Here is a 22,842-nt window from a genome sequence, read left to right as displayed (position 1 = left end):
TGAGCCAGTTTCACAACCTTTGAAACACTGAACAGGGTTGGCAATGAATATGCCTGTGATCAAGGTGAAAGGAGACACTCATGCTCATTACCCGGCCTTCGTGGCCGACACGCCGTTTTCCGAAGAAGACAGGGGCCAAGACGGCCCCAAATCCCTTTCTCTCTGATGCACATGGCTTTTGATCGCGGATCTGTTTCCTGGACCCCTGGTGGACCTACGTGGAGGACGCCCGTGGCGCTCCTCTCGTGAGTACTTGGAAGGCGCTCTGTGGGTACTTATTACAGTAGCCCGCTGGAAAGCCCTGTCACATTTTAAATCGGCTGCCCGACTGTTCCGCAGAGCGAACAGCGTGAAGTTCTTCGCCACGAAGGTCCACAACCAGCTCTTTTGTATTCCCTGTTTGGTCGGGGATTCGTCTCCATGTAGATGGGATTGTGAAGGCAAAGCGGCAACCAGTTCGTCGTACGTCTTCCGCAAGGCCAACGTAGCGACGGCCTGATGCTTGACGGTGAGCGAGGGACTGCACGGAATGTTCAGCACGCTCGAAATGAACAACGCTGCCCGGCGTTTACTCTGTCGAAAATGTGCCATCAACGTCGCGGTGAACGCGATGAGACGCGGACCGGACTGACCGGTCGGAACTCCCGCTGGCAGCTGTCCACAGGTGGTTGTGCCGCAGGCGCAGGCCAGTCGATGCTGCTGGTATTCGGTGATCACCGGTTTGATCTCGGGGAGTCCCCAGACCTGATGACGCAGCGGATGCCGGTCTGTTCCCGTCAACTTCGACCCACAGCGACGACAGGCCTTCGGCTTCACCGTGACGAGCGATGTAGGCTCGCCGCTGCAGCAGCTTGATCTTGTTGTTCACCCCTTCCAGCGGACCGGTCGAAATCGGGTGATGATACCAGGCCAACAGCCCACTGCGGTGTCCCTGTAACGTCCGGGCGAACTGCTGCAGGAGGCGAATGCCCGAGGTCTGGGCTCGCCTGCACCAGTCTTCCAGGAACTCCATTGCATCACCCCAGGTCTCCTGCTCCCAGAACATCCGCAGCTCATCCTTCAAGTAGTAGGCAATCGCCAGCGGTTGGTTGATGCCCGGCCTGCGGGCACGGGCGTGTCCACGTCATCGAGCGGTTTCCGCGCATGTGGAGGACCGTCTCCATCGGTCTGAGGCCGGTCTTCATTGAAATGGATGTTCCCAAGGTGCAGTGCCAACGCTGTTCGCTCAGACGACGGGTGGAAGTCACGTTCGCTCAGGTCAAGCGGCGTCACACCCGAAGCTTTCAGCGATACGTCATGGAACTGCTCACGTTCATGACGCCGCAGGATGTTGGTCGACATCTGGGGATCTCCTGGGACCTGGCCAACGACATTCAAAAGCAGCGACTACGAAAGCACTTCTCCAAACCGAGGCTCAAGCACCTCAAGCGAATTGCCATTGATGAAATCCATGTCGGAAAGAAGCACTGCTTCATCACGCTGGTGCTGGACCTGGAGAGTGGAGCGGTGGTTTTCGTCGGCCAGGGAAAAGGAGCTGATGCTCTCAAGCCATTCTGGAAACGGCTGACATCCTCTCGTGCCCAGGTGCAGGCGGTGGCCACCGACATGTCGCCCGCGTACATCAGTGCGGTGCTGGAGAACCTGCCGCAGGCCGAGTTGGTGTTTGATCGATTTCACATTATGAAGCTGCTGAATGAGAAGCTGACGCAACTGCGTCGGGAGCTGTTTCATGAAGCGGAAGGCCCATTGGGAAGACAGGTGCTCAAAGGGACCCGCTGGCTGCTCTTGAAGAACCCGGAGAGCCTGGATCATTCAAAAGGAGAGCACCTTCGGCTGAAGGAAGCCTTGCAGCTCGCAGCTTCTCCCGGGGGAGTTCGATGCTCACGATCATCTCCCCCTGCTCAAACCGTGTGGACAAATATCGATAGCCCCGCACGCCGAGTGCGTGGTACAACAGACAACTGGACATGCTGAGTTCTTCCTTCAGGAATTGCGTAAGACACAACCCCTGATCAGACCAGCATGTCCAACTTTTTCAACCAAACACCCCTATCTGCCGGATGAACCCTACATCTTAGCAGCCCGTTGAAGTTGGCATGATTTTGAGTTTCCGGGGTGTACGTGGTCGCTGTGGGGTCAATTGCCAGTTGATGTCTCGGAACGCCATCGGATGAGCTGTCCTTGCCTGGAGCGATCGCAGGCGGTTTCTTAGGGCGGCCCAGAGCAGCGTGCAGGTTCCCCAGAGTGCCAGCAGTGCCCTCTGTCCGCTTTGCAATCCTCTGGGTTTGCCGATGCCGAATGCTTTGAGCATCAGCAAACCCAGGTTCCTGGCTGCAGCCACGATCAGGTAACGCTTGTTGATCTTCTCCAATCCTCGCAGCCACGTTCGCCTTGCTCCGCCGGTTTCACACACATGGGCGAAGCTGCGTTCCACCTTCTCGCTGCGTTGACGCTGCAGGTCCTTTCCCTTGGATCGACTCATGCGCTGGCGGTTGTTGAGCACTGCCTGTTGGACCTCCTCCGGCTTGTCGATCCACTTGCGATGGTGTTGTGAGTTCGGCTCCGGGATGTACGTTCGCAGTCCCAGCTGCGTGGCCTGCGTGATCGTCTCGTTCTTGTGATACCCCTTGTCGGCAGCAACCTCTTCAATCTCTTCCGGACTCCCAGCGAGAATCACGTTCTGCTGGGCATTCACCACGCTTTCGATGAGCGTGCCGGCATCACTGTTCGTCCCATGACACACCGTGGCGGAGAGGATGAACTCATTCTCCAGGTCGATCACATGTTCCGCTTTATAGCCTAGGTGAGTGCGGCCATCTTTCATTTTCACGATGCGGGAATCGGGGTCTGACGACGATTCCCAGTCGGCATTAGAGACCTTCTTCTTCCCCTGCTGATGACGGGTTTTATCGAACTTCCGCAGGTCATCGTCGCTGGGATCATCGTCTTCTTCGATCAGCCCTTCCTCCTGCATCAGGCGATTGAGGAACTCCTTCCAGTCTTCGCCCGAGTCCTTACGGACGATCGTCTTCATGGCGGCGTTGGCCTCCAGCAACGTGGAGTCGACACCGGTTGTCCCCGCGAAAGGAGTTGGGGTTCACAATCCCCAAGTAGAGCTACAATCCAAGTTGCCAAAGAAAAAATGAACGTCCAGCAATGCTGGGTTTCGCTAACAGCCCGTTGAAGTTGGCATGATTTGGAGTTTCCGGGGTGTACGTGGTCGCTGTGGGGTCAATTGCCAGTTGATGTCTCGGAACGCCATCGGATGAGCTGTCCTTGCCTGGAGCGAGCGCGGGAAGCTTCTCAGGGTGGCCCAGAGAAGCGTGCAGGTTCCCCAGAGTGCCAGAATGGCCCGGATTCCGCCTTGCAGACCTCTGGGTTTGCCGATGCCGAACGCCTTGAGCATCAGCAAACCCAGGTTCCTGGCTGCAGCCACGATCAGGTAACGCTTGTTGATCTTCTCGAGTCCTCGCAGCCACGTTCGCCTCGCTCCGCCGGTCTCACACACATGGGCGAAGCTGCGTTCGACTTTCTCGCTGCGTTGACGCTGCAGGTCCTTTCCTTTGGCTCGACTCATGCGTTGGCGGTTGTTGAGCACTGCCTGCTGCACCTCCTCCGGCTTGTCGGTCCACGTGCGATTGTGTTGTGAATTGGGCTCCGGGATGTACGTTCGCAGTCCCAGCTGCGTGGCCTGCGTGATCGTCTCGTTCTTGTGATACCCCTTGTCGGCAGCGACCTCTTCAATCTCTTCCGGACTGCCAGCGAGAATCACGTTCTGCTGGGCATTCACCACACTTTCGATGAGCGTGCCGGCATCACTGTCCGTTCCATGACACACCGTGGCGGAGAGGATGAACTCATTCTCCAGGTCGATCACATGCTCAGCCTTATAGCCCAGATGAGTGCGGCCATCTTTCATCTTCACGATGCGGGAATCAGGATCTGACGAGGATTCCCAGTCCGTGTTGGAGACCTTCTTCTTCCCCTGCTGATGACGGGTTTTGTCGAACTTGCGGAGGTCTTCATCGCTGGGGGTCGCTCCCTCTTCGATCAGCCCTTCCTCCTGCATCAGGCGTTTGAGGAACTCCTTCCAGTCTTCTCCGGAGTCCTTACGGACGATTGTCTTCATGGCGGCATTCGCCTCCAGCAGCGTGGAGTCCACACCGCTCGTTTTGAGTTTCATCAGGCCGTGTTCATCGATGATGCTGAGTACCTGCTGGAACACCTGCTGGTGAATCTCCAGCGGGAGTCGATCACGGATGCGGGTCAGGCTGCTGTGATCGGGAGTCTCTTTCCCCAGCGGAATGCCCAGGAACCTTCGCAGCGACAACGAATCTTCGCATCTCCAGGCGATGCCTCTTTGGGAGTCGATCCCTTCAAAGTACCCGACCAACAGCATGCGGAAATAGACGCCCGGAGGGATCGACATGCGACCTGTGCTGGCATAATACGGGGAGCAGAGGTCCTCGAGAACCTTGTCGAATCCCGCCTTGGCCAGCACCTGATTGAGCTTGTCATAAAAGACATGCCCCGGCCCTTTGGAGAGATTCTGAACCGGCATCCAGAACTCCTGCTGCTGCGACTCCTCCCGCTTCCCCAACGCCATCGGTCACCCTCCCTGAATGCCTGAAATCCGAACCACCGGCAATCTACCAGACCTGTCAAGCGAAGAAAGGAAATTCAACGGGCTGCTAAATAACTCCACACCTCAATCGGAGTGGAAATTCCAGTTGGTGTAGGAACAAAAACAGGCTTGGTCTACGGTTTGGGAAGTTCTCACACAACCCTTTCCGAGGAGCCAAGCCATGGATGGCAGTATCCACCTCACAGCTCAGGAACGCAAGATGCTTTTGCAGGCCTATCGCTTTGGAGTCGATGTTTCCGTCTCTCGACGATCGCATCTTGTCCTGTTGCGAGCTGATGGCCTGACCTGGCAGCAGATCAAGACCGTGCTCTTTTGCAGCTTCGACCTGATTTCCACCACGCTGAAATTGTTCAGTCAAGGAAGAGTCGCTGCACCAGCTTCTGCAGCGACGACCCTTGGGGAGTATGTGTGAAGTAATACGCCAACTCCGTCGGCTCGGCAATCGAGCGCCGGACCAGCCAGCCCCGCTCGAAGCCCTCCTCTTCTCGACTCGACCGGGAGGCGAAGGCCCAGTTATACAACCGCTCCCCTTTCGCTCCCGCTCTGCAAGAGAGCCACTGCCAGGCACTTTTGGGAAGCAGGGTGAGGTGGTCGGAGACCTTCGTCCGACGGCTATTCAGAATCAGATGTGTGGCCGACGAAACCGCCACCCCATAGCCCAGCCCCAATTGTTCACAACATCTACGAAACTTGTAATCCGAGCCGTACACTTCGTCAGCCGTGACCCATTTCGCAGCGATCCCGGCCTGCCCCGTGCGCTCCAGCATCTGTCGGGCCAGTTGCGGCTTGGTGGCGAACTCGACCTCGTCGGGAATGTGAGCCTCCCGGCAGCGCGGCCGATCATCGGCCCAGGCTTGTGGCAGAGACAGCTCTCGATCAATCAGCGTGTGACCTTTCAAAGTCGCGTACGCGAGACACACACCGTTCTGGCAGTTCTCGATCCGACCCGCTGTGCCGGAATACATCCGTGCGACACCAGCACTCTTGGTCCCCTTCTTCAGGAAGCCGGTTTCATCGATGACGAGCACACCGTCACCGTCTGCCAGAGACTCGACGACATACCGCTGAAGGTCGTCGCGAACCTCGTCCGCATTCCACTGCGAACGGGCAATAAAATGCTGAAGGTTTTTCGGCGTTCCATCACCCAGGTAGTCCGCCAGTTGCCAGCCATTCTTGCGTTCAACCTGGGCGATCAGACCCCGCAGGTACTGAGGTGCCCGTCGCCGCACTTCCGGTCGACCAAACCAGCCCGCGATCGTCTTACCGACCCGCTCCAGTTCCTTCGCCCATCGCCGGACATCCTTCTCCGATACCTTCCATGACATCTTGTCGTCCTCCAGGACAAGATGTACAACATCCCCGTTCATGCAGGAAGTGGAACTGTAGTATTAGCCCCTGTCTCAAGGGAGTGTGGCGGCGATCCGGGAGAATTTTTCGATCGAAAGCTGTGTTTATCGCCGCCGGAACGCCACACTTTCGTGAGATCCGCTCTCGCCCCCGTGCCTCCCTGCCCCCCCGCTGACCCGGCAGAAAAAAATCGTGGCCCGGCGATCTCAGGACTTCAACCTCGAAGCGAGTCCCGCCAAGACCCCAAACGACCACAACGCTTCAAATCCCATGTCATAGCTGAACCAGACTGTGAACATGTTCACAGCAAGAGCAATCGTCATTGCAGCCAGCCCTCCCACAATCACACCGACCGAACGGTCCCAGGCCATTCGAAGGCCTGTATAAACAGCGGTGAACAACAGCAGTGAATAGAGCGCCATGCCGGTCCATCCAAACCGCAGACCGAACATCAGGTAAGCACTGTCAACAAAACGCAGGGCGAATCGAGTTCTTTTGTCCTTCGGGAGGTAAGGGACTTTGGGAGGCAACTCACTGGTCGCCGCACTCCCGTACCCGAGCCCCCCCGCCTCCTTGAGCGCTGGCCAGTAGACTTGCCACATCAGCAGACGCTGTGACGCACTGCTCAATTGGAATTTTTGGCCATCCAACACATACTCCGAGCCCTTTTTCTCGTCGCCGACCATTCTCTCGAATTTTGTCAGCACCGCGCCTGAGTCGTACACCCCCCATCCAATCGCTACCACTGCGATCCCGGCCAGCGCCCAGCGTGACACTCTCCACCATAGACACCCGATGATGACGTAAAACCCCGCCAGCATGAGAATTGGAGCCCGCGAAATCGAGCTGAGAACTCCGAGCGTGCCGAACGCCACTGAAACGACCGACAAACAACGCTGAGGCAAAGTCGACGCCCACTTCCAAAGTGCGACAGGCCATGGCATCAAAACCTGAATGAGCAGTGCGAAGAAAATCGGATGCAGAGTCGGTCCATACGCCCGGCGAAATCCTAAACGGATCGAATTATGCGGTGTCCCGTCAAAGGGGCGTTGCCCGAATGGAATCTCCCACAAGTTGATCCTGAAGATCGACTCAAGCAATCCTCCGACTCCAAGAACCAGGACAACTCCTGCCAGGATGAGCCCCATCGGCTCGAGATTCCGAAGGTTCCGGGCCGCGTATCGGCCAACGACATATGGGAGAGCCCACTCTCCATAACCCACCACACCGCTGCGAATGACTCCACTTCCATGATAGGTGTCCGATGCAAGTTGCAGCACAACCAGCGCAGCGACGACTCCGTCTAACAGTACAATCGGCGACAGAATTTCCCGGGGAGACCGCAGGGTGAACGCCAGAAGAAAAACAGCTGCAATGAACGTCTGAACAGAAAATGGAATCCCCAGAATTGAAACTTCCATCCAGACCGGAGTGGCAAACGACAGCACAACAGCGACGGCAAGGGCAGTACTCGCCCCGTATCGAAAAAACGACACTGCGCCGACAAGGCAGATGAGTGCCGAACAAACGACCCAGCCTGTCGTAAAATCAAGCATTGAAGTCTCTTCTCACAACGACCATGATTCCTGCTGACAACCGAGTACGCAGGAGCATTTTCCCAGAGAAATAGAACAGTGGATTCCTGGATCTGGCCTTGATGGCAGTTACTGCATGAGAGTATTCTCGTCAATTCCAAAACAGTCGAAAGCACTTTTCCGATAACGGCCCCGCTCGATGCACGCTCTCGCCGCTCCACGAGATTAACGATCCATTTGTACACCAGACTCATACGTGAAACTGAAAAGTGGACGCCTCGACATCACGAAGACCTGCAGAGCATTCTCTTCAACAGCAGGATCACTTCTCGATCGAGCGCTTACACCCTGCACTGAAAAAGCGATCATTCCAGTCAGGCGTGATGACTTCAGGAGCACAGGCAATACTGGTCTTCTTGAGTGTTGTTCAAACAGTTGTCCTCGCCCGCATGTTGCGTCGCTGTGATGACGGGCTCGTTGCAATGATCACCGTTGTAACCGGACTTGCAACAATGTTCAAAGTTGGAGGACTACAGACACGCACAATCCAGCGGCCAGAAATACCCCACTCGCAAATCCCCCCGCTGTTCTGGATGAACGTCGCAATGGGGATAGGGTTGGCAGCGATTGTTGCTTCTTCCGAACACTTGTCAGCCTGGATCTGGAACGAACCTCGGCTCGCAGGACTCCTTGCCGGGACGTTCCTCACTTGCATGATCGTTGTCTGCGCGGCAGGCATTCAGCGACAGGCACTCATCCGCAGGCAGACGCCGATTGGTGTTCTCACCTGCAATCAAATTTCCACATTGATCAGTGAAGAATCCAGCAATTGCACTGCTAGAGCATTTTTCGAATTGGTGTTCAGTGTTCCGCAGGCGATAACATGGACTTTCATGCGGCAAAAACCCTGAATCGCGTGCAGACGGTAGAGCAAACTGCTCTAAGGCAATCTGGCCATCCATTTGACAGACCATTGGCAACAGGGGCACATTCAATTTTTTCGGAGACAAAATTCAGGCAACTTCTCATTCCTACGGAATCTCGAGAGGTTGCGTTTCACCAGGTTGACCGAATCGGCATTCTTGCAAAATCGATGCTTGTTATTGCCAGTCAATAAAATGGCTTCAATTCGAAGTTTCAGGAGATCATCAACATGCCTGTTGCGATTATTACCGGTTCGGCCGGATTGATTGGGTCTGAATCAGTTCGGTTCCTGACGGGGAAAGGCTACCAGGTCGTCGGGATCGACAATGACATGCGGAAGGAATTCTTCGGCGAGGAAGCTTCGACCGCATGGAGTCGAAAAGAACTGGAAAAGTCCTACGACACATACACCCATCGTGCGGTCGACATCCGTGATGTTCAGGGGCTCGAACCGATTTTCAGCGAGTACGGCAGCGATATCGAATTGATCATTCACACGGCTGCTCAGCCGTCCCACGATTGGGCAGCAAAAGCCCCCTTCGTCGACTTCAGTGTGAACGCCAACGGCACATTAAATCTCCTCGAGATGACAAGACTGCACGCTCCCAAGGCGACCTTTATCTTTACATCCACCAATAAAGTTTATGGAGACACTCCAAATCGTCTTCCTCTGGTTGAGAAAGAGACCCGGTGGGAGATCGACGCCAGTCATCCTTACTATGAGTACGGAATCGATGAGAACATGTCCATCGATCAGAGTAAGCACTCACTGTTTGGCGCTTCAAAGGTCGCTGCTGACATTCTCGTCCAGGAATACGGTCGATATTTCGACATGCACACAGCGATCTTCCGCGGGGGCTGCCTGACCGGCCCGGGACATTCGGGAACAGCGCTGCATGGGTTTCTGTCGTACCTTGTAAAATGTGCACTCACCGGAACCCACTACACGGTTCTTGGCTATAAAGGGAAGCAGGTCCGCGACAACATTCACTCCTACGATCTGGTGAACATGTTCTGGCATTTTCACCAGAACCCTCGATGTGGAGAAGTCTACAACGCAGGGGGGAGCCGCCACAGTCATTGCTCGATGCAGGAAGCCATTGCGATCGCAGAAGAGGTCGTGGGTCGCAAGATGAACGCGTCATACACCGACGAAGCACGCAGCGGCGATCACATCTGGTACGTCAGTGATGTCCGAAAGTTTCAGGCACACTATCCAGAGTGGTCTTATCGTTATGGGATCCGGGATATCATTGAACAGATCGCAGAGTCGATGTCACGTCGAACTGCATAAGGTTCATTATATCTCAACTCCTGTGACCTGACCGTCTGTCATTGCTGGCATTGCATGAGGTTGAAGTGCGTATTCTCTTACATGATTTCGGCAGATTTTCCTATCCGTGGCAACTCGCTCGCTCGCTCGCCCAACGCGGCCATGACGTTCAGTATGTTTACAGCACCGCTGAACCCGCCCGGACGGTGATTGATATTAGTAATGAAGAATCCAATCATCTGTCTGCCGTGGGAATTTCCCTCGACCGGCCATTACAGAAACGGCAGTTTTTTGCCCGCAGGAAGTGGGAAAAGGAATACGGACAGAAGCTTCCTGCAGTCGTGGAGCGATTTCGTCCTGACGTTGTGATCTCGGCGAATTCCCCTTTGTTTTCCCAGGACCAGATCTTTCGCGGCGCCCGTCGTCATCACGCCAAGTTTGTTTTCTGGGTTCAGGACCTGATGAGCGTTGCAGCTCACGGAATTCTCAAGGAGAAAATTCCTGTCGTTGGTTCAATGATCGGGCACTATTTCATGAATATGGAAGCCCGCTTACTGCGAGACAGCGATCAAGTTGTGCTCATCACCGAAGACTTTCAGCCCTATATGGATCGATGGAAGGTGGCTCGCGAGAAGACGCACGTCGTTGAAAACTGGGCTCCGATCGAGCAGCTTCCTCCATTTCCGAGACAGAATGCCTGGGGTGAGAAGTACGGTCTCCACGACAAGCTCTGCCTGATGTACGCGGGAACTCTCGGGCTGAAGCATGATCCCGGACTCCTCGTGAAACTGGCGCAGCACCTGAAAAGACGCCCGAACGTCCGGCTGGTTGTCGCAGCGGAAGGTTCTGGCGTTCCGATTCTGAAAGACGCCATCACATCCCAACAGCTGGACAATATTGTCATACTTCCATTCCAGAGCTTTGACATCCTCCCGCAGGCACTTGCTTCCGCTGACGTCCTGATTGCGTTGCTGGAACCTCAAGGTTCGCAATATTGCGTTCCTTCCAAAGTGCTCACCTACTTATGTTCCGGGCGCCCGATTCTTCTCTCCGTTGCATCCGACAATTTAATTGCGAGAATTGTCGATGGGAACCGCGCCGGTCTCGTCGTCTCTCCCGATCAGGCGGGTGACTTGATTACCGCAGCGGACACACTGCTGAACAACTCACCGCAAAGAGAAGAGTTCGGAAGAAATGCAAGAAGCTATGCGGAAAGGAATTTCAGAATCAAAGAGATTACCGACCGCTTCGAACAGATCATCGCTTCATAGTCGTGTGCTTTCGAGCAATCCGGAATCCTGAACATCCTTCGGTGATTCGACAAGTGAACAACAGGGATTCCCGTGTCAACAAAGAAAGCATTGATCACCGGCATTACTGGTCAGGACGGTGCCTATCTGGCTGAGTTCCTTCTCAAGAAGGGTTACGAAGTTCATGGCATCAAGCGCCGGGCATCATTGCCCAACACAGACCGGATCGATCATCTGTGCCAGATTCCGCAGGAAAAAGACCAGAAAATGGTCCTGCACTACGGTGACCTGACGGATGCCACGAACCTGATTCGCATCGTTCAGCAGGTCCAACCGGAAGAGATTTATAATTTCGGTGCGCAGAGTCACGTCGCCGTTTCATTCGAAAGTCCGGAGTACACTGCGAACTGCGATGCCTTGGGCCCGCTGCGACTGCTCGAAGCGATCCGTATCCTGGGAATGGAAAAGCGGACGAAGATCTATCAGGCGTCGACCTCGGAACTGTTTGGTCTGGTGCAGGAAAGCCCCCAGACGGAGAAGACTCCATTTTATCCTCGATCGCCTTACGGTGTGGCCAAGCTTTATGCATACTGGATCATGAAAAATTACCGCGAGTCCTATGGAATCTTCGCGTGTAATGGAATTTTATTTAATCATGAATCCCCGCTGCGTGGCGAAACGTTTGTGACGCGTAAAATTACGCGGGCTCTGGCTCGCATCAAACTGGGCTTACAAAGTTGCCTCTATCTCGGCAATCTGGATGCACTGCGAGACTGGGGCCATGCCCGCGACTATGTCGAAATCCAATGGCTGATGCTTCAACAGGATCAGCCTGATGATTACGTGATCGCCACAGGCATCCAGCATTCGGTCCGGGAATTCGTCGATGCGGCGGCCACACATCTGGGGATTTCCATCGAATGGCAGGGGGTTGGCGTTGACGAAAAGGGAATCGACCGGGGGACAGGGAAATGCATTGTGGCAGTCGACCCCAGGTACTTTCGCCCGGCAGAAGTGGAAACGTTGCTTGGAGATCCCAGGAAAGCTCGAGAGAAGCTCGGGTGGCGACCGAAGACCACATTTCAGGAACTCGTCCAGGAAATGGCCAAAGCCGATCTGGAGATCGCCCAACGCGACGACATGATCAATCAGGCGGGATTTAAGACCTTTAATTATCATGAATAAGACAGCCCGAATTTACGTTGCCGGACACCGTGGACTGGTGGGATCTGCGATTGTCCGTCGTCTGAAGACGCAGGGGGTATGAAAACCTGCTGCTTCCTGGACGTCATGAATTGAACCTGACATCGCAGGCTGCTGTGAACGACTGGTTTGAGCAACAACGTCCGGAGTATGTTTTTCTCGCTGCCGCCAAGGTCGGCGGCATCATGGCAAACCAGACTTATCCAGCAGATTTCATCCGGGATAATCTGCAGATTCAGACAAATATCATTGATGCTGCCTATCGATCGGGAGTTCAGAAGCTGGTCTTCCTTGGCTCCTCGTGCATCTACCCGAAATTTGCGCCGCAGCCGATTCAGGAATCCGCCTTATTGACCGGTCCGCTGGAACTCACCAACGAATGGTACGCAGTCGCCAAAATCGCCGGGATCAAGATGTGTGAGGCATACTCGCGCCAGTATGGCTTCAGCGCCATCTCCGTGATGCCGACTAACCTGTACGGCCCAGGCGACAACTTTGACCTGCAGAATTCCCATGTACTTCCTGCTTTGATTCCAAAATTTCACGAAGCAAAAGTTCAGGGACTCCCCGAGGTCGTCGTCTGGGGTACAGGCAGCCCACGTCGGGAGTTCTTACATGTCGATGACCTGGCGGATGCGATTGTGTTTCTCGCGGAAAGGTATGAAGGCCCGGAACTGATCAATGCAGGATATGGCAGTGACGTCACCATTCTGGAACTGGCGAAACTGGTCCAGGAGACTGTCGGGTACCCAGGACAGATCAGATTCGATCACTCCAAGCCGGACGGAACGCCCCGCAAATTGATGGATTCCACCAGACTGAAGGAACTTGGATGGACTCCGAAAATCTCACTCGAAGCGGGAATTCGATCTACGTATGCCTGGTATCTCGAACACTTTCTTGAAAAGTGATCGCCCCAATTCAATGGGTCCGTCCAGTTCGCCCCCTGCCCGATCGCTTGTTCACTGACTTCAGGGAGGCAAGACGCTGTTTGACTCCGCCACCCTGAGCGGACGGAACTTGGCCCAAGCAGTTCGAAGAGATGCTGAAGGCCCCCCGTTCGAGGAAGACTGGAGAAGGCTCGAAGACGAACCGGAAATCTCGAGTCCGCATGCGAGCTGTTCTCCCCTTTCAACTCGGGCGATTCTGTGCCAGGGCCGCCGAATGTGCGGTGAGCGTTTCATCCGTCAGGGCGGAACTGAAAGCCCTCGAGACTTCATAGCCCCCTTGAGGGAATGCTTCGCGGGTGGGGACATACCACGTTCCGCCATCGCCGTACGCTGCTGTGGCCACGAAACGTTCGGGAGCAGTCTGCTGGGCTCGCAGCTGATATTCGACAAAACATTCGCCGGGAAGGTTCAAGAGTGTCGCCTGATTGATGTGCAGGGCGCTGAGGACCACCGGGATCTGCTGCTGACAGCGTCGCATCCAGGCAACCTGCATCGCCGGAACCACCCGGTTAATCGCAGCCGCCGCTGGGTTGGCGACCTGCTGCATGAGCGCTTCCTCATTCAGCGATTCCATCGGCGAGAAGTTCATGCTGGCGGCCTGCCAGCTAACCTGCGACACCGGCTCGCGACTGGTTGCAGAATCACACTCGACCATCGCTGTGTAAATGCGATCCGTCAACTCCTGTCGGGCCTGTGGGGAACCATCGTTGTACTTCCCGGCAGCAACGTCTCCGGAGCAGCCGGTGAAATATAGGTGAGTGCAATCGGGGGAGTCCGCCTGTCGACGCTTCCGGGCCAGTCCGGTGAAGTCGCTGTTTACACGGCCGTCCCCGTAATAGCTCATGGGATGCGTGGAGTAGAAATAGCAGGAGAGGACTTTGCGGTCGTTGTTGAAGAACGAAATATTTTTCATCCAGGGGTCTATGAGTCCCTCGGGCAGATCACGCAGTTCGGGAACCCTGCAACTGCTCCCTCGCCAGCCGGAAACTTTTCCGTCCTTGTCGATGCCAATTCGCCGGTTGCTGGCCACCTTCTCGACCTTCGCTTGAGACACCGCCAGATGCGTGAGCGGGACCATTTCGGTCAGTGCCTGCTGCACAGCAGCCTTGCCGCGCTTCAGGCATTCTTCGAAGAATTCGACCTGAACATTGACGGGGCCTTGCGGAACGGAATCAAGAATCTTCTGCGAGTCCAGGCAGACGAATGGAGCGTTATGCTGATGAACGCACTGCACAGCGACCCGTTCAGGGGACGTCCCCGCAGCCTGAGCAAGTGCCTCCCGCCACCGGATGTGAGCTGAGTTCAGGAGTCCGGTCCAGTCGACCGTGCAAACCACGATCGGATCACCAGCACCGGTCAATACGAATCCGATCGACTCCAGCGAATCGTCGATCACGGTTGCCGGCTTGATCCATCCGCCACACAGGGGGTGCCCGATGGGGGGAGTGACATCGAAGCGGAACGGAGCGATCTTGAGATCTTGCGTTGCATTCGCCCTCGCAAATTGCGGCAGGAGAATCGCTGAGATTCCCGACGACAGCACCGTTCCGAGAAAACCTCGACGGTCCATGGCAGATCCTCAATTCACAAATGTTTGACGATGTTGGCGATGTGCCTCGTCGCGGCTTCCTCACCGCATCGTCTCAGACACACGTCAAATGATTTATTGGGGTGTCTGTTTATTCTCAGCTGACGATAAGGTCCGGATGAATTCAATCACGTCGGCAACATCCTGCTGAGACAACTGCTTTTCCAGTCCTTCGGGCATGAGTGACTGCCCGCTGGAGATCAGTTCGTCAATCTGGGATCTCAGAATGACGTCTTCTTTGGCTTCGGCCCTGCGGAGGGTCACACTCCCGGCCGTTTCGGCGGCAATGATTCCCGAATGAACCTGCCCGGACTGTGTGGCAATGGTGAAGCTGAGAAAGTTCAGTTGCGATTCCCGATTGGGATCGAGAATGGCCGTGAGAAGGTCAGCGGGAATTTTGTTCTGCACGGAGACGAGGTCAGGCCCCACCTGAAAACCCTCGTTCCCAAGCCGATGGCACATCGCGCAATTCTTGAGATAGACCTGATGTCCGCGCTGACGGTCGCCTGAAAGGTTCAGGGCGGGCTGATACTGTTCGAGGACCAGTTGCCGATCAGGATTGGCCTCATTGACCAGAACCTTCGCGGAACGTTCACGGACATTCGAGTTCGGATGCTTCAGCAAATTCGGGAATAAGGTTCTGTCAAGATCCCGCGCCTTGATCGTCCCCTCTTCGAGGGCTTTGAGTAACCGTTCTGTCCAGTTCAGTTTCGAGAGAAAAACTTTTGTGGCTGCGGACCGGGAAGCGGGCGTCAGACTTCGCCATGATGCGACAAGAAGCTCTGCTGCCAAAGGATCCTGCACGTCACCAAGGGCATCCAGCGCGTCCAGTTGAGCTTCCTGGGTGACTTGCGGTTCGAGCAAGGATCGGAATGCGGTCTGCGAAACTGACCACGGAGCGATCGCGAGCAGCTGCAATGCCGCCTTACGACTCTGTGCGGAACCGCTTTCGTCCAGGGCGGTCTCGCTGGCATTTTCAAAGAGTTTGACGACTTCAATATGTTCGGGGCTGTTCGCCGGTAGTTCTTCAGTCAGACGTTGAAAACTGCTGCCCGACCGCGTCAATCCCTGCCCCAGTTGCCGCAGCAGTGGTCCACGCCAGTCGTCGGGAGTGCGGGCATCTGCGATCGTCTTCAACATGGCAGCCTGAGCTGGGCGCTCGGGACGAGACCCGACAATCTCGGCGATCTTTTCCAGCAATGCCTGTGAGCCCGGCCGCTGACGAAGTTCGTCATCCTGAATCAGCAGTTCGCTGAATCGGGCACCTTGATCAGCGATGGAGAGCAGGAATGCCGACTGCAGATCGCTGTCGTTCTCGCCTTTCTTCGCGACGTCAAAGAGCCCCTGCAACATCTGCTTGTCATTCATCCAGCTGAGCGCCAAGGTCGCCTGAAAGCGGACGCGGAAATCATCGTCATCGGTCAGGTAAGACAGGACGACCTCCGCCAGTTCGGGATTTTCCGACAGGAATGGCTCGGAAAGTTCGATGGCATGTCGCCGCACGCCGGGATTCGCATCTTTCAAAGCGAATAGCACATGCTGTGGAGTCAGCGCCCCGAGCCCCTGCAATGTATACAGGGCGTGGAGACGTCCCAGTGCAACGGGAGTGGTCTGCAGCAGTTGTTCCACAAGCGGAATCGACGCCGGGTCCTGTCGTTCCCAGAGCAGTCGCTGGGCCGTTTCGCGATTCCATGAATTTGGAGCAGCAAGCTCCTCGACCAGTTCCGCGATCGAAGCATCCCCCAGACGCTTCACGGAAAATCGTTTCATGTCCGGAGAGACCAGTCGATAAATCCGGCCACGGTCGTTTCCGTTTTCCAGGTTCAGCAGTGCGCGAATGTCGGGTGGGATGGAGATGGGATGTTCAATGGTGTCCCGGTACATGTCCAGGACATACAATGAGCCGTCCGGAGCGTTCACATAATTGACGGGACGGAACCAGGTGTCGGTCGAGGCGACCAACTCGGTGTTCTCGTCGGCGCGGACCGCCAGAAAAGTCGCCCGGTTGGGGGTCAGAGTTTTCCGGTGAATGAGGTTGCTGCCGACATCACTGACGAAGAGGTTTCCCTGAAATTCTTCGGGATAGGCCGCTCCACGATAAATGGTGATTCCCGCTGCGGAAGTGAAGAACCCTCCCGCGACGCGCTCCGTATCGGGAAGCCATTTGAACGCGGGATCCGCATTCCGCCTCTTTGTCCGGACTACGCGCCACGGTTCGAGCGGGCTGCGCCGAAAGACGGGAGCTGCCCCTCCTTCCTTGGCGATGCTCCGTGTGGGAGAAGTCACCGTCACGAAAGGATTTCGTGACAGGTATTTGTCTTTCCAGACAACGTGCATCGCATGCACGCTGTTGCTGCACAGGAATCGATCCCCCCAGTCATCCATCGAATGGCCGAACTGAATGCCGCCGGTCTCCCGTCGTACCGATTCGGACTTGGGGTCAAATGACCAGTCGCCCCTCGCGGAAAACGTCTCCTTTTCATCCCGATGCCGGATTGCTCCGCCATTGGAACTGCTCGCGACATAGATGCGATTGTCCAGTCCCCATTTCAGGTTGTTGGCGATTCCCTGAATGTTGTTTCGTCCCAGATCCGTAAAGACGGTCTCCCGGACATCCGCTTTGCCATCGCCATCGGTATCTTTCAGGTAGTACAGGTCGGGTGGATCAATCACGAAGATCCCACCGCGATACGGCGCCACGGAGACAGGCCAGTCCAGCCCGTCAGCGAAGATCGAACTGCGATCGACTTTGCCGTCGCCATCGGTGTCTTCCAGCATGCGGATGATTCCGCTCTCTGCGCGTTTGGTCCCTGCTGGAATAATCTTTTCTTTCTCGGCCGCGTAAGGATACGCATGGAACTCAGCGACATACATCCGGCCGTTCTCATCGAAACAGGCATCGACCGGATCGCTCACCAGCGGCTCGGCAGCCACAAGCTCCAATGAAAAGCCTTTTTCGAAATGGAACGTCTCGAGGGCACGATCCGGCTCGACCGCCGGAAGATGTGTCAGTTCTTCCGCCAGCGGCTTCTCTTCTGCTTTGACGTGCGGCAGCGCTCCTGCAATCACCAGCAGTTCAACAGCGAGTTGAAAGATCAGCAAGGCAAACTGATTCCTGAACCTGGCCATCCAATCACATCCCTTAAAGGCTATTTTAAAATAGAGTCAATCAGCAGATAGGCTTTTTCACGCATCTGCGGAGGAAAAGTGTGCCCGCAATCAGGGTGTTCGATCTGCAGATTTTCAGGCACTCCGAATAAGTTGAAGACCGGCTGCGCGGCTTGGGCGATCCGGTCCACGCTGTCCGCGCGAAAATTGCTGTCTTGAAGCGGAGCCACAATCAGGACCGACCGGGGAGCCAAAGACGCGATGATTTCGTGAAAGTCGAACGGAATCTCCTGCAGCCGTCCGCGATACGCAGCCAGACGAGGGACATAGCGTGTCTGCGTCCAGCCTCTCTCAGGAAGCCAGACATCCGGATTCCCTTGATAGTAGTCGACGAACGCATCCAGCCCGCAACAGGAGATCACCACTTTCAATCGTTCGTCGAACAGGGCGGTAAAAACAGAATTATGCCCTCCGAGTGAATGCCCGATCGTGGCATACTTTCCCGATTTCACGTATGGCAGGGAATCGAGCAGATCCAGCCCGCGCTGGTTATCCCAGGCGGCCTTGAGCAATCCACTTGCCCACCCCAGTTTCTTCAGGTCCGGATGGTAGTTCGCCAGCAGCGGATAGTTGGGTGCCAGAACAACATAACCACGTTCGGCAAGTTCCTTGGCATACCAGAGCTGCGGGTTGCCTCCAAGTCCGACGATCTCACGTGGGCCGAGTTGATCTGTCTGATGCAGGCACAGAACTGCCGGGAGCGTTGGTGATGTCTCATGTAGTCCCTTTTTGGGAATGAGAAGGAAAGCAGGAACACGGCAATCGGGCTCTGACTGATAAGTGATCCGTTGCTGGAGATACGTTCCGGCATCCACTTCTTCTTCAACTCGAACATCGAGCGGGCAGCGTTTTTCGGGACCGGGCATTGTTCCCAGAATCGCCTGTAGACCTTGTAATGTTTCCTCGCGCCGCTTCTGCCAATCAGTCACGGTTTGGACAGCCTGCGAGTTTCCTTGTGCGTCACGAAAGAGCAGTTGATTCTCACGGGGCAACTGCCGCACCGGGAGCTCTTCTGGTGCAACCGCCGATGATTCTTCGGCAGCCGAATCGTCGGCGAAGCTGGAGAAGCTGATCACACCGATCAGCAGAGCGCTGAACAGCAGAATGAGCGGAGAATTTTCCAGACGGGGAATGAAAGCTGGCAGGGATGGTCCGATTCGCTGCTTCGGATTCGACATGCTTATTCCACGTGATATCGAGGAAAAGACGATCAAAGATCTACCACAATTCTCGCTGTGAGCAGCGGACCAGGATTGAACAGGCTGCGCATTTTTTTGAACAAATTGCGCATGACGTCTCAGTTCGGGTGGATGGTAACACCGGTTGCGGAAGAGCTCCCTGCTCTCTCATCTCTGGAGACCAGAACAGTCGTCCCAGACGCCTCCGCCCCAGATGAAATGAGTACATATCTCCTCCTACATTTCTCAAACACGCCCCTGCAGAGGGGGAGCCCAGACATCGAACATCGCACGGCGGTGCGGATGGCCCGGTTCCTGGAGGAGCCTGCAAAGCGAGCTACTAACGGACAAACGAATCCCCACAGTATCATCAACCCTGCAGCCTCATCGGTTTCGGTCATCATGCCCATCATGTTAATTCCCTGTTGAGCCAGGCACTGATCCGGAACCACTGCACCATCAGACTTCTCTCGACCAATTTCTTGTCACGGAGCGCAGGAAGTTTCCATCCGACGCCGCGAATTCGGATCTTTTCAAGATGTGGTCTTTCACAGTTTCAATCCAGTCATCCCCGTTCAAGCCTAAGGAATCCTGCAACGAGTTGAACGCTGCCTACGCGGCTGATGGATACGCTCGAGTGAAAGGAATGGCGGCCATCAACACGACCGATGGACCCGGAGAACCTGGGGCACTCCCGGGGATCGCCTTGCTTCCGAAGGGAGCAACCTACCACAACCAGACTCTGTGGGGAGCGATCGGCTGGGCGACACCAGCAGCATTCGGCGCAGCGATGGCCGCCCCGGACCGCAGAACCGTTCTGATCACCGGTGAAGGCTCTCATCAGTTCACAGCTCAGGAGCTGAGCCAATTCCATCGACGAGGCCTGGAACCCATCATCTTTGTGCTGAACAACAGCGGCCATCCGATCCAGCAGTTGTTGTGTCAATCTCCGGACATCTACGACAACGAACTCGCGTCGTGGAATTATCATCTCCTTCCAGAGGCGCTCCGCTGCGAAGGATGGTACTCCTCCCGCGTGACAACCTGTGGGGAACTGGATGCAGCGATGGCCAAAGCCGAATCCTGCGGCACCGGAGCCTATATTGAAGTGGTGACAGACAAGTACACGGCCCGCCCCTGGCAATAAAGATGCACCGCGCGACTCCCACGTATCCCGTGAGCAAAGCAGTGAGCCCGTAGCGAGTGAGTCGGCGAAGGTGGCGATCTGGGGGACCTGCACGCTGTTCTGAGACAGTGAGCTGACCTGTTGGCCAACGAAACCTGTGAAAGCCAGTTCCGTCCTCCGTCCCAGCACGCAACCTGAATTGAGAACGCCGACCAACAGCAACTCCTCAAATTGCCAGCTTAGCCGTTCTGCCCTTAAGCTCTTAGCGACATGGCAAATAGGAGTCCAAAAGAACTGCGTCGCTGCTCAGTTCCCATGTGGATTCCGCGCGCGCGGCCGGGATCACCGCGGTCTGACCTCTCCTGAGTTCAAACTCTCTTTGCTTTGCGGTTCCATTCAAGACCACAAACGTGTGCATGGCATCATCGTCGGGGAGATTCAATAACTCCGGGCCACGGTGTCGTTTGATGACAAAATGCGGGCAGTCTACGAGTAGTTCGGATCCGTTTCGCCCCGGCAGATTCCGGGGAACGACAGGGCTGACAGGTCCGATTTCGAAATTGATCTGAGGAATTCCCTTCTCAATGTGCAGTTCACGTGGACGCCCTTGTGCGTCAGTTCGCTTCCAGTCGTAAAGCCGGTACGTGATGTCAGAAGGCTGCTGAATCTCGGCGACCAAGATTCCACCTCCCAAGGCATGGACCGTTCCCGCCTCGAGGTAGATACAATCTCCCCGCTTGGCTTCATAGCTGTTGAGGTATTCCTCGCAGCCTCCATTCTGAATCGCATGATAAAATTGCTTTGCAGTCGTTCCCGGCTTTAATCCGAGATACATCCTGTTTCCCGGGGCAGCATCAATGACGATCCAGCTTTCCGTCTTGCCAGGAAAAAAAGAGCCGTCCGGCATCTGCGTAGGCTCTTTTGGATGGACCTGAACAGAAAGCTGATGATTAGCGTCGAGAAACTTGACGAGAAGGGGAAACTGGGTGCACGTTTGGTGCTGCCCCAGCAAGTCCCTGGCAGCTTCCTGCATCAGCTGCCGAATTGAAACCCCTGCATACCGGCCAGCAAGAATCAGACTTCCGTTCCCGGGAAGATCAGAGACTTCCCAACTTTCGGCGATATCCGTGCTTCCACAGAATGTCTTGGAAAACTCTCGCTGAAGGCGAGTGCCTCCCCACAGAGCTCTCTTTAAAATGGGCTGGAATATTAATGGCTCATCGATTTTCATCACAAAGATCCGAGTACCCTTACGCGAGTGTAATCCAACTCTGTTTCATCCGCTAGGCGAATGCCGGGTTCGAAACAACGGGCAACGCGGATCTCCAGTCGGCATTGCCTTCTTGTGAAATTTTCTTGAATTCGGCTTCGTCGTCCCGACCAGGCTGAGACCCTCACAAGCTGTGCTGATCCTGTCGAACAACAATTCCACGCTCGTCTTTTCGGCGTGGACATCGGGCCCACGAGGGTCAAGAGAGACTTCTCAATGGGGGACATTGCTGCACCAGATCAAACCGATCCTGGACTCCTGCGACCAGGCCTGTCAATCGGCGTGAGTGACACAAGCGGTGCTTCAGTGCGATTCAAAGCGACGAAGGGATCAGGGGGGGTGACCTTTCGACGCGTCCCCTGTACGCCTCAGTACTGCCAGCCAAGCCCCACGTTCGTGAAGAAGTTTGCCGAATCGCGAGTCAGTCCCCAGCCGGTCCGGATCCCCACTTCCAGATCCTTCGTGACCAGATAATGGAGCCCGGGACTGAAGTAATGCTGGCCAGCGTCCTCCGCGGCACCTGAGGAGACGATCCCGAAATACTCGACATGCCCCTTCCATCGTTCCCCGACCGGAAATTTGATAACAGACGAGGGGGCCCACAGGTTAAACCGGTCCCCTTCAACCCGGTCAATTCCATATCTGATCGCGGTATCCCATTTCCAATCGTTCGCCAGGGTCCATCCGAAAACATAGGTGGTGAAGAGCTGAGTTGCTGTGTCTTCTCCCAGCGTCGGCGTACCTCCTTCAACGATCCATGCGCTTTCTGGAATCCAGTCCCGCTGTTCGGTGATGGCGAGTTTCAGGCCGTAAAAGATCTGGCTTTCATATTCCACCCGGTTTTCCGTCGGCTGCTGTGGACCGCCCAGGTCGCCTGAGATCAGGTTGGGAGCTCCCCCGGCCTCCCAGTTCCAGCCGAATCGCAATTCCAGCCAGTCGTTGACTCCATAACGTGCAATCAGCTCGGGAAGACTGTTCGTCTCCGGGACGTTGCGGTTGTCGACAAAGGACCACGCCGATTCGAAGATGACACGATCCTGCGGGGCCAGTGTCGTCGCGGGGGTGAAGGAATCGCGATCCGTTTCAATCTCGGGCCCGTCCGAAGAGAAGAGTTCGGTCTGTGCGATGGCGATCGTGCCGCTTGCCATCCACAGGGCGACGAGCGGCAGAACGATTTTCAGCAGTGCGGAAACGATCGCGACTTTCATTCCTGGGTCATCCGATCGATTCGCAGCACCAACAGTGAACGCAATCAACTTCGTCCACTGGCAGGCAACCCGGCACTGTAAACACAGCAAAAACTGCCGAAACGCAGTTCTCCTGACAACGAAATCTGACCTGATCTTCAATTGATCGACAGAGCGGAACATCGAGTTGGATCGCTC

At 55.6% G+C, this 22,842-nt stretch carries 17 protein-coding genes and 4 pseudogenes; 9 read left to right on the top strand and 12 right to left on the bottom strand.

Annotated features, from left to right (window positions below; translation table 11 throughout):
* Positions 1 to 87 precede the first annotated feature (87 nt).
* Both SH661x_RS06750 and SH661x_RS06745 read right to left on the bottom strand, forming a co-directional pair.
* Positions 88 to 591, bottom strand: a complete 504-nt coding sequence (locus SH661x_RS06750) for an IS66 family transposase (protein WP_437229268.1) — start codon at positions 589 to 591, stop codon at positions 88 to 90.
* A complete protein-coding gene (locus SH661x_RS06745) occupies positions 569 to 1,081 on the bottom strand; it encodes a transposase (RefSeq protein ID WP_437231176.1) in 513 nt (170 codons plus the stop codon). The genes SH661x_RS06750 and SH661x_RS06745 overlap by 23 nt, the downstream gene beginning before the upstream one ends.
* 62 nt (positions 1,082 to 1,143) lie before the next feature.
* Between SH661x_RS06745 and SH661x_RS06740 the strand changes: the two genes are divergently transcribed.
* Positions 1,144 to 1,974: a transposase gene (locus tag SH661x_RS06740; protein ID WP_437229266.1), complete on the top strand. Its 831-nt coding sequence runs from the start codon at positions 1,144 to 1,146 to the stop codon at positions 1,972 to 1,974.
* A 100-nt stretch (positions 1,975 to 2,074) separates the two neighbouring features.
* Here SH661x_RS06740 and SH661x_RS06735 read toward each other — a convergent pair whose 3' ends face one another.
* Positions 2,075 to 3,034 (bottom strand): transposase, encoded by a 960-nt coding sequence (locus tag SH661x_RS06735; protein ID WP_437229264.1) that lies wholly within the window; start codon positions 3,032 to 3,034, stop codon positions 2,075 to 2,077.
* Positions 3,035 to 3,169: 135 nt separating this feature from the next.
* Complete coding sequence (locus SH661x_RS06730; RefSeq protein ID WP_437228656.1) at positions 3,170 to 4,606, bottom strand: transposase; 1,437 nt, start codon at positions 4,604 to 4,606, stop codon at positions 3,170 to 3,172.
* Positions 4,607 to 4,805: 199 nt separating this feature from the next.
* On the opposite strand from SH661x_RS06730, the gene SH661x_RS06725 reads away from it, so the two are divergent.
* Positions 4,806 to 5,057 (top strand): hypothetical protein, encoded by a 252-nt coding sequence (locus SH661x_RS06725; RefSeq protein ID WP_437229262.1) that lies wholly within the window; start codon positions 4,806 to 4,808, stop codon positions 5,055 to 5,057.
* On the opposite strand, the gene SH661x_RS06720 is transcribed toward SH661x_RS06725, so the two are convergent.
* Positions 4,996 to 5,970, bottom strand: coding sequence for an IS701 family transposase (locus SH661x_RS06720; RefSeq protein WP_437229261.1), 975 nt, complete (start codon positions 5,968 to 5,970; stop codon positions 4,996 to 4,998). The genes SH661x_RS06725 and SH661x_RS06720 overlap by 62 nt on opposite strands.
* A 228-nt stretch (positions 5,971 to 6,198) precedes the next feature.
* Complete coding sequence (locus tag SH661x_RS06715; RefSeq protein ID WP_437229259.1) at positions 6,199 to 7,548, bottom strand: hypothetical protein; 1,350 nt, start codon at positions 7,546 to 7,548, stop codon at positions 6,199 to 6,201.
* 248 nt (positions 7,549 to 7,796) lie between these two features.
* On the opposite strand from SH661x_RS06715, the gene SH661x_RS06710 reads away from it, so the two are divergent.
* From SH661x_RS06710 to fcl, 5 genes and pseudogenes are all read left to right on the top strand, one after another.
* Positions 7,797 to 8,438: an oligosaccharide flippase family protein gene (locus SH661x_RS06710; protein ID WP_437229257.1), complete on the top strand. Its 642-nt coding sequence runs from the start codon at positions 7,797 to 7,799 to the stop codon at positions 8,436 to 8,438.
* Between the two features lie 242 nt (positions 8,439 to 8,680).
* Positions 8,681 to 9,745, top strand: a complete 1,065-nt coding sequence (locus SH661x_RS06705) for an NAD-dependent epimerase/dehydratase family protein (RefSeq protein WP_437229255.1) — start codon at positions 8,681 to 8,683, stop codon at positions 9,743 to 9,745.
* Between the two features lie 65 nt (positions 9,746 to 9,810).
* Positions 9,811 to 10,995, top strand: a complete 1,185-nt coding sequence (locus SH661x_RS06700) for a glycosyltransferase family 4 protein (protein ID WP_437229253.1) — start codon at positions 9,811 to 9,813, stop codon at positions 10,993 to 10,995.
* Positions 10,996 to 11,067: 72 nt separating this feature from the next.
* Positions 11,068 to 12,159 (top strand): GDP-mannose 4,6-dehydratase, encoded by a 1,092-nt coding sequence (gene gmd / locus SH661x_RS06695; RefSeq protein WP_437229251.1) that lies wholly within the window; start codon positions 11,068 to 11,070, stop codon positions 12,157 to 12,159.
* Positions 12,152 to 13,088 (top strand): annotated as a pseudogene (fcl, locus tag SH661x_RS06690) (GDP-L-fucose synthase). Before gmd ends, fcl begins: the two are co-directional and overlap by 8 nt.
* A 220-nt stretch (positions 13,089 to 13,308) precedes the next feature.
* Here fcl and SH661x_RS06685 read toward each other — a convergent pair.
* From SH661x_RS06685 to SH661x_RS06675, 3 genes are all read right to left on the bottom strand, one after another.
* Positions 13,309 to 14,697, bottom strand: coding sequence for a hypothetical protein (locus SH661x_RS06685; RefSeq protein WP_437229249.1), 1,389 nt, complete (start codon positions 14,695 to 14,697; stop codon positions 13,309 to 13,311).
* A gap of 93 nt (positions 14,698 to 14,790) precedes the next feature.
* Positions 14,791 to 17,844 carry a PVC-type heme-binding CxxCH protein gene (locus SH661x_RS06680; protein WP_437229247.1) on the bottom strand — a complete coding sequence of 1,018 codons (3,054 nt, stop codon included), beginning with the start codon at positions 17,842 to 17,844 and terminating at the stop codon, positions 14,791 to 14,793.
* A gap of 20 nt (positions 17,845 to 17,864) precedes the next feature.
* Positions 17,865 to 19,061, bottom strand: coding sequence for an alpha/beta hydrolase family protein (locus SH661x_RS06675; RefSeq protein WP_437229245.1), 1,197 nt, complete (start codon positions 19,059 to 19,061; stop codon positions 17,865 to 17,867).
* Positions 19,062 to 19,599: 538 nt separating this feature from the next.
* Between SH661x_RS06675 and SH661x_RS06670 the strand changes: the two are divergent.
* Together SH661x_RS06670 and SH661x_RS06665 are read left to right on the top strand one after the other, a co-directional pair.
* Positions 19,600 to 19,707: pseudogene (locus SH661x_RS06670) on the top strand (hypothetical protein); the annotation flags it as partial.
* A gap of 51 nt (positions 19,708 to 19,758) precedes the next feature.
* Positions 19,759 to 20,208 (top strand): annotated as a pseudogene (locus tag SH661x_RS06665) (thiamine pyrophosphate-dependent enzyme); the annotation flags it as partial.
* Between the two features lie 241 nt (positions 20,209 to 20,449).
* On the opposite strand, the gene SH661x_RS06660 reads toward SH661x_RS06665, so the two are convergent.
* The 3 genes and pseudogenes from SH661x_RS06660 to SH661x_RS06650 all read right to left on the bottom strand — a co-directional run bounded on the left by SH661x_RS06660 (position 20,450) and on the right by SH661x_RS06650 (position 22,665).
* On the bottom strand, positions 20,450 to 21,094 hold the full coding sequence (locus SH661x_RS06660; protein WP_437231248.1) for a class I mannose-6-phosphate isomerase: 645 nt from the start codon (positions 21,092 to 21,094) through the stop codon (positions 20,450 to 20,452).
* 24 nt (positions 21,095 to 21,118) lie between these two features.
* Positions 21,119 to 21,418 (bottom strand): annotated as a pseudogene (locus SH661x_RS06655) (type I phosphomannose isomerase catalytic subunit); the annotation flags it as partial.
* A gap of 407 nt (positions 21,419 to 21,825) precedes the next feature.
* Entirely contained in the window at positions 21,826 to 22,665 is an 840-nt protein-coding gene (locus tag SH661x_RS06650) for a transporter (protein WP_437229243.1), read from the bottom strand.
* Between the last annotated feature and the right edge of the window lie 177 nt (positions 22,666 to 22,842).

The organism is Planctomicrobium stercoris (assembly GCF_051465655.1).
Lineage (GTDB): Bacteria > Planctomycetota > Planctomycetia > Planctomycetales > Planctomycetaceae > Planctomicrobium.
Note: the sequence above shows the minus strand (reverse complement) of the source record. Positions and strands in the feature narration are given on the sequence as shown.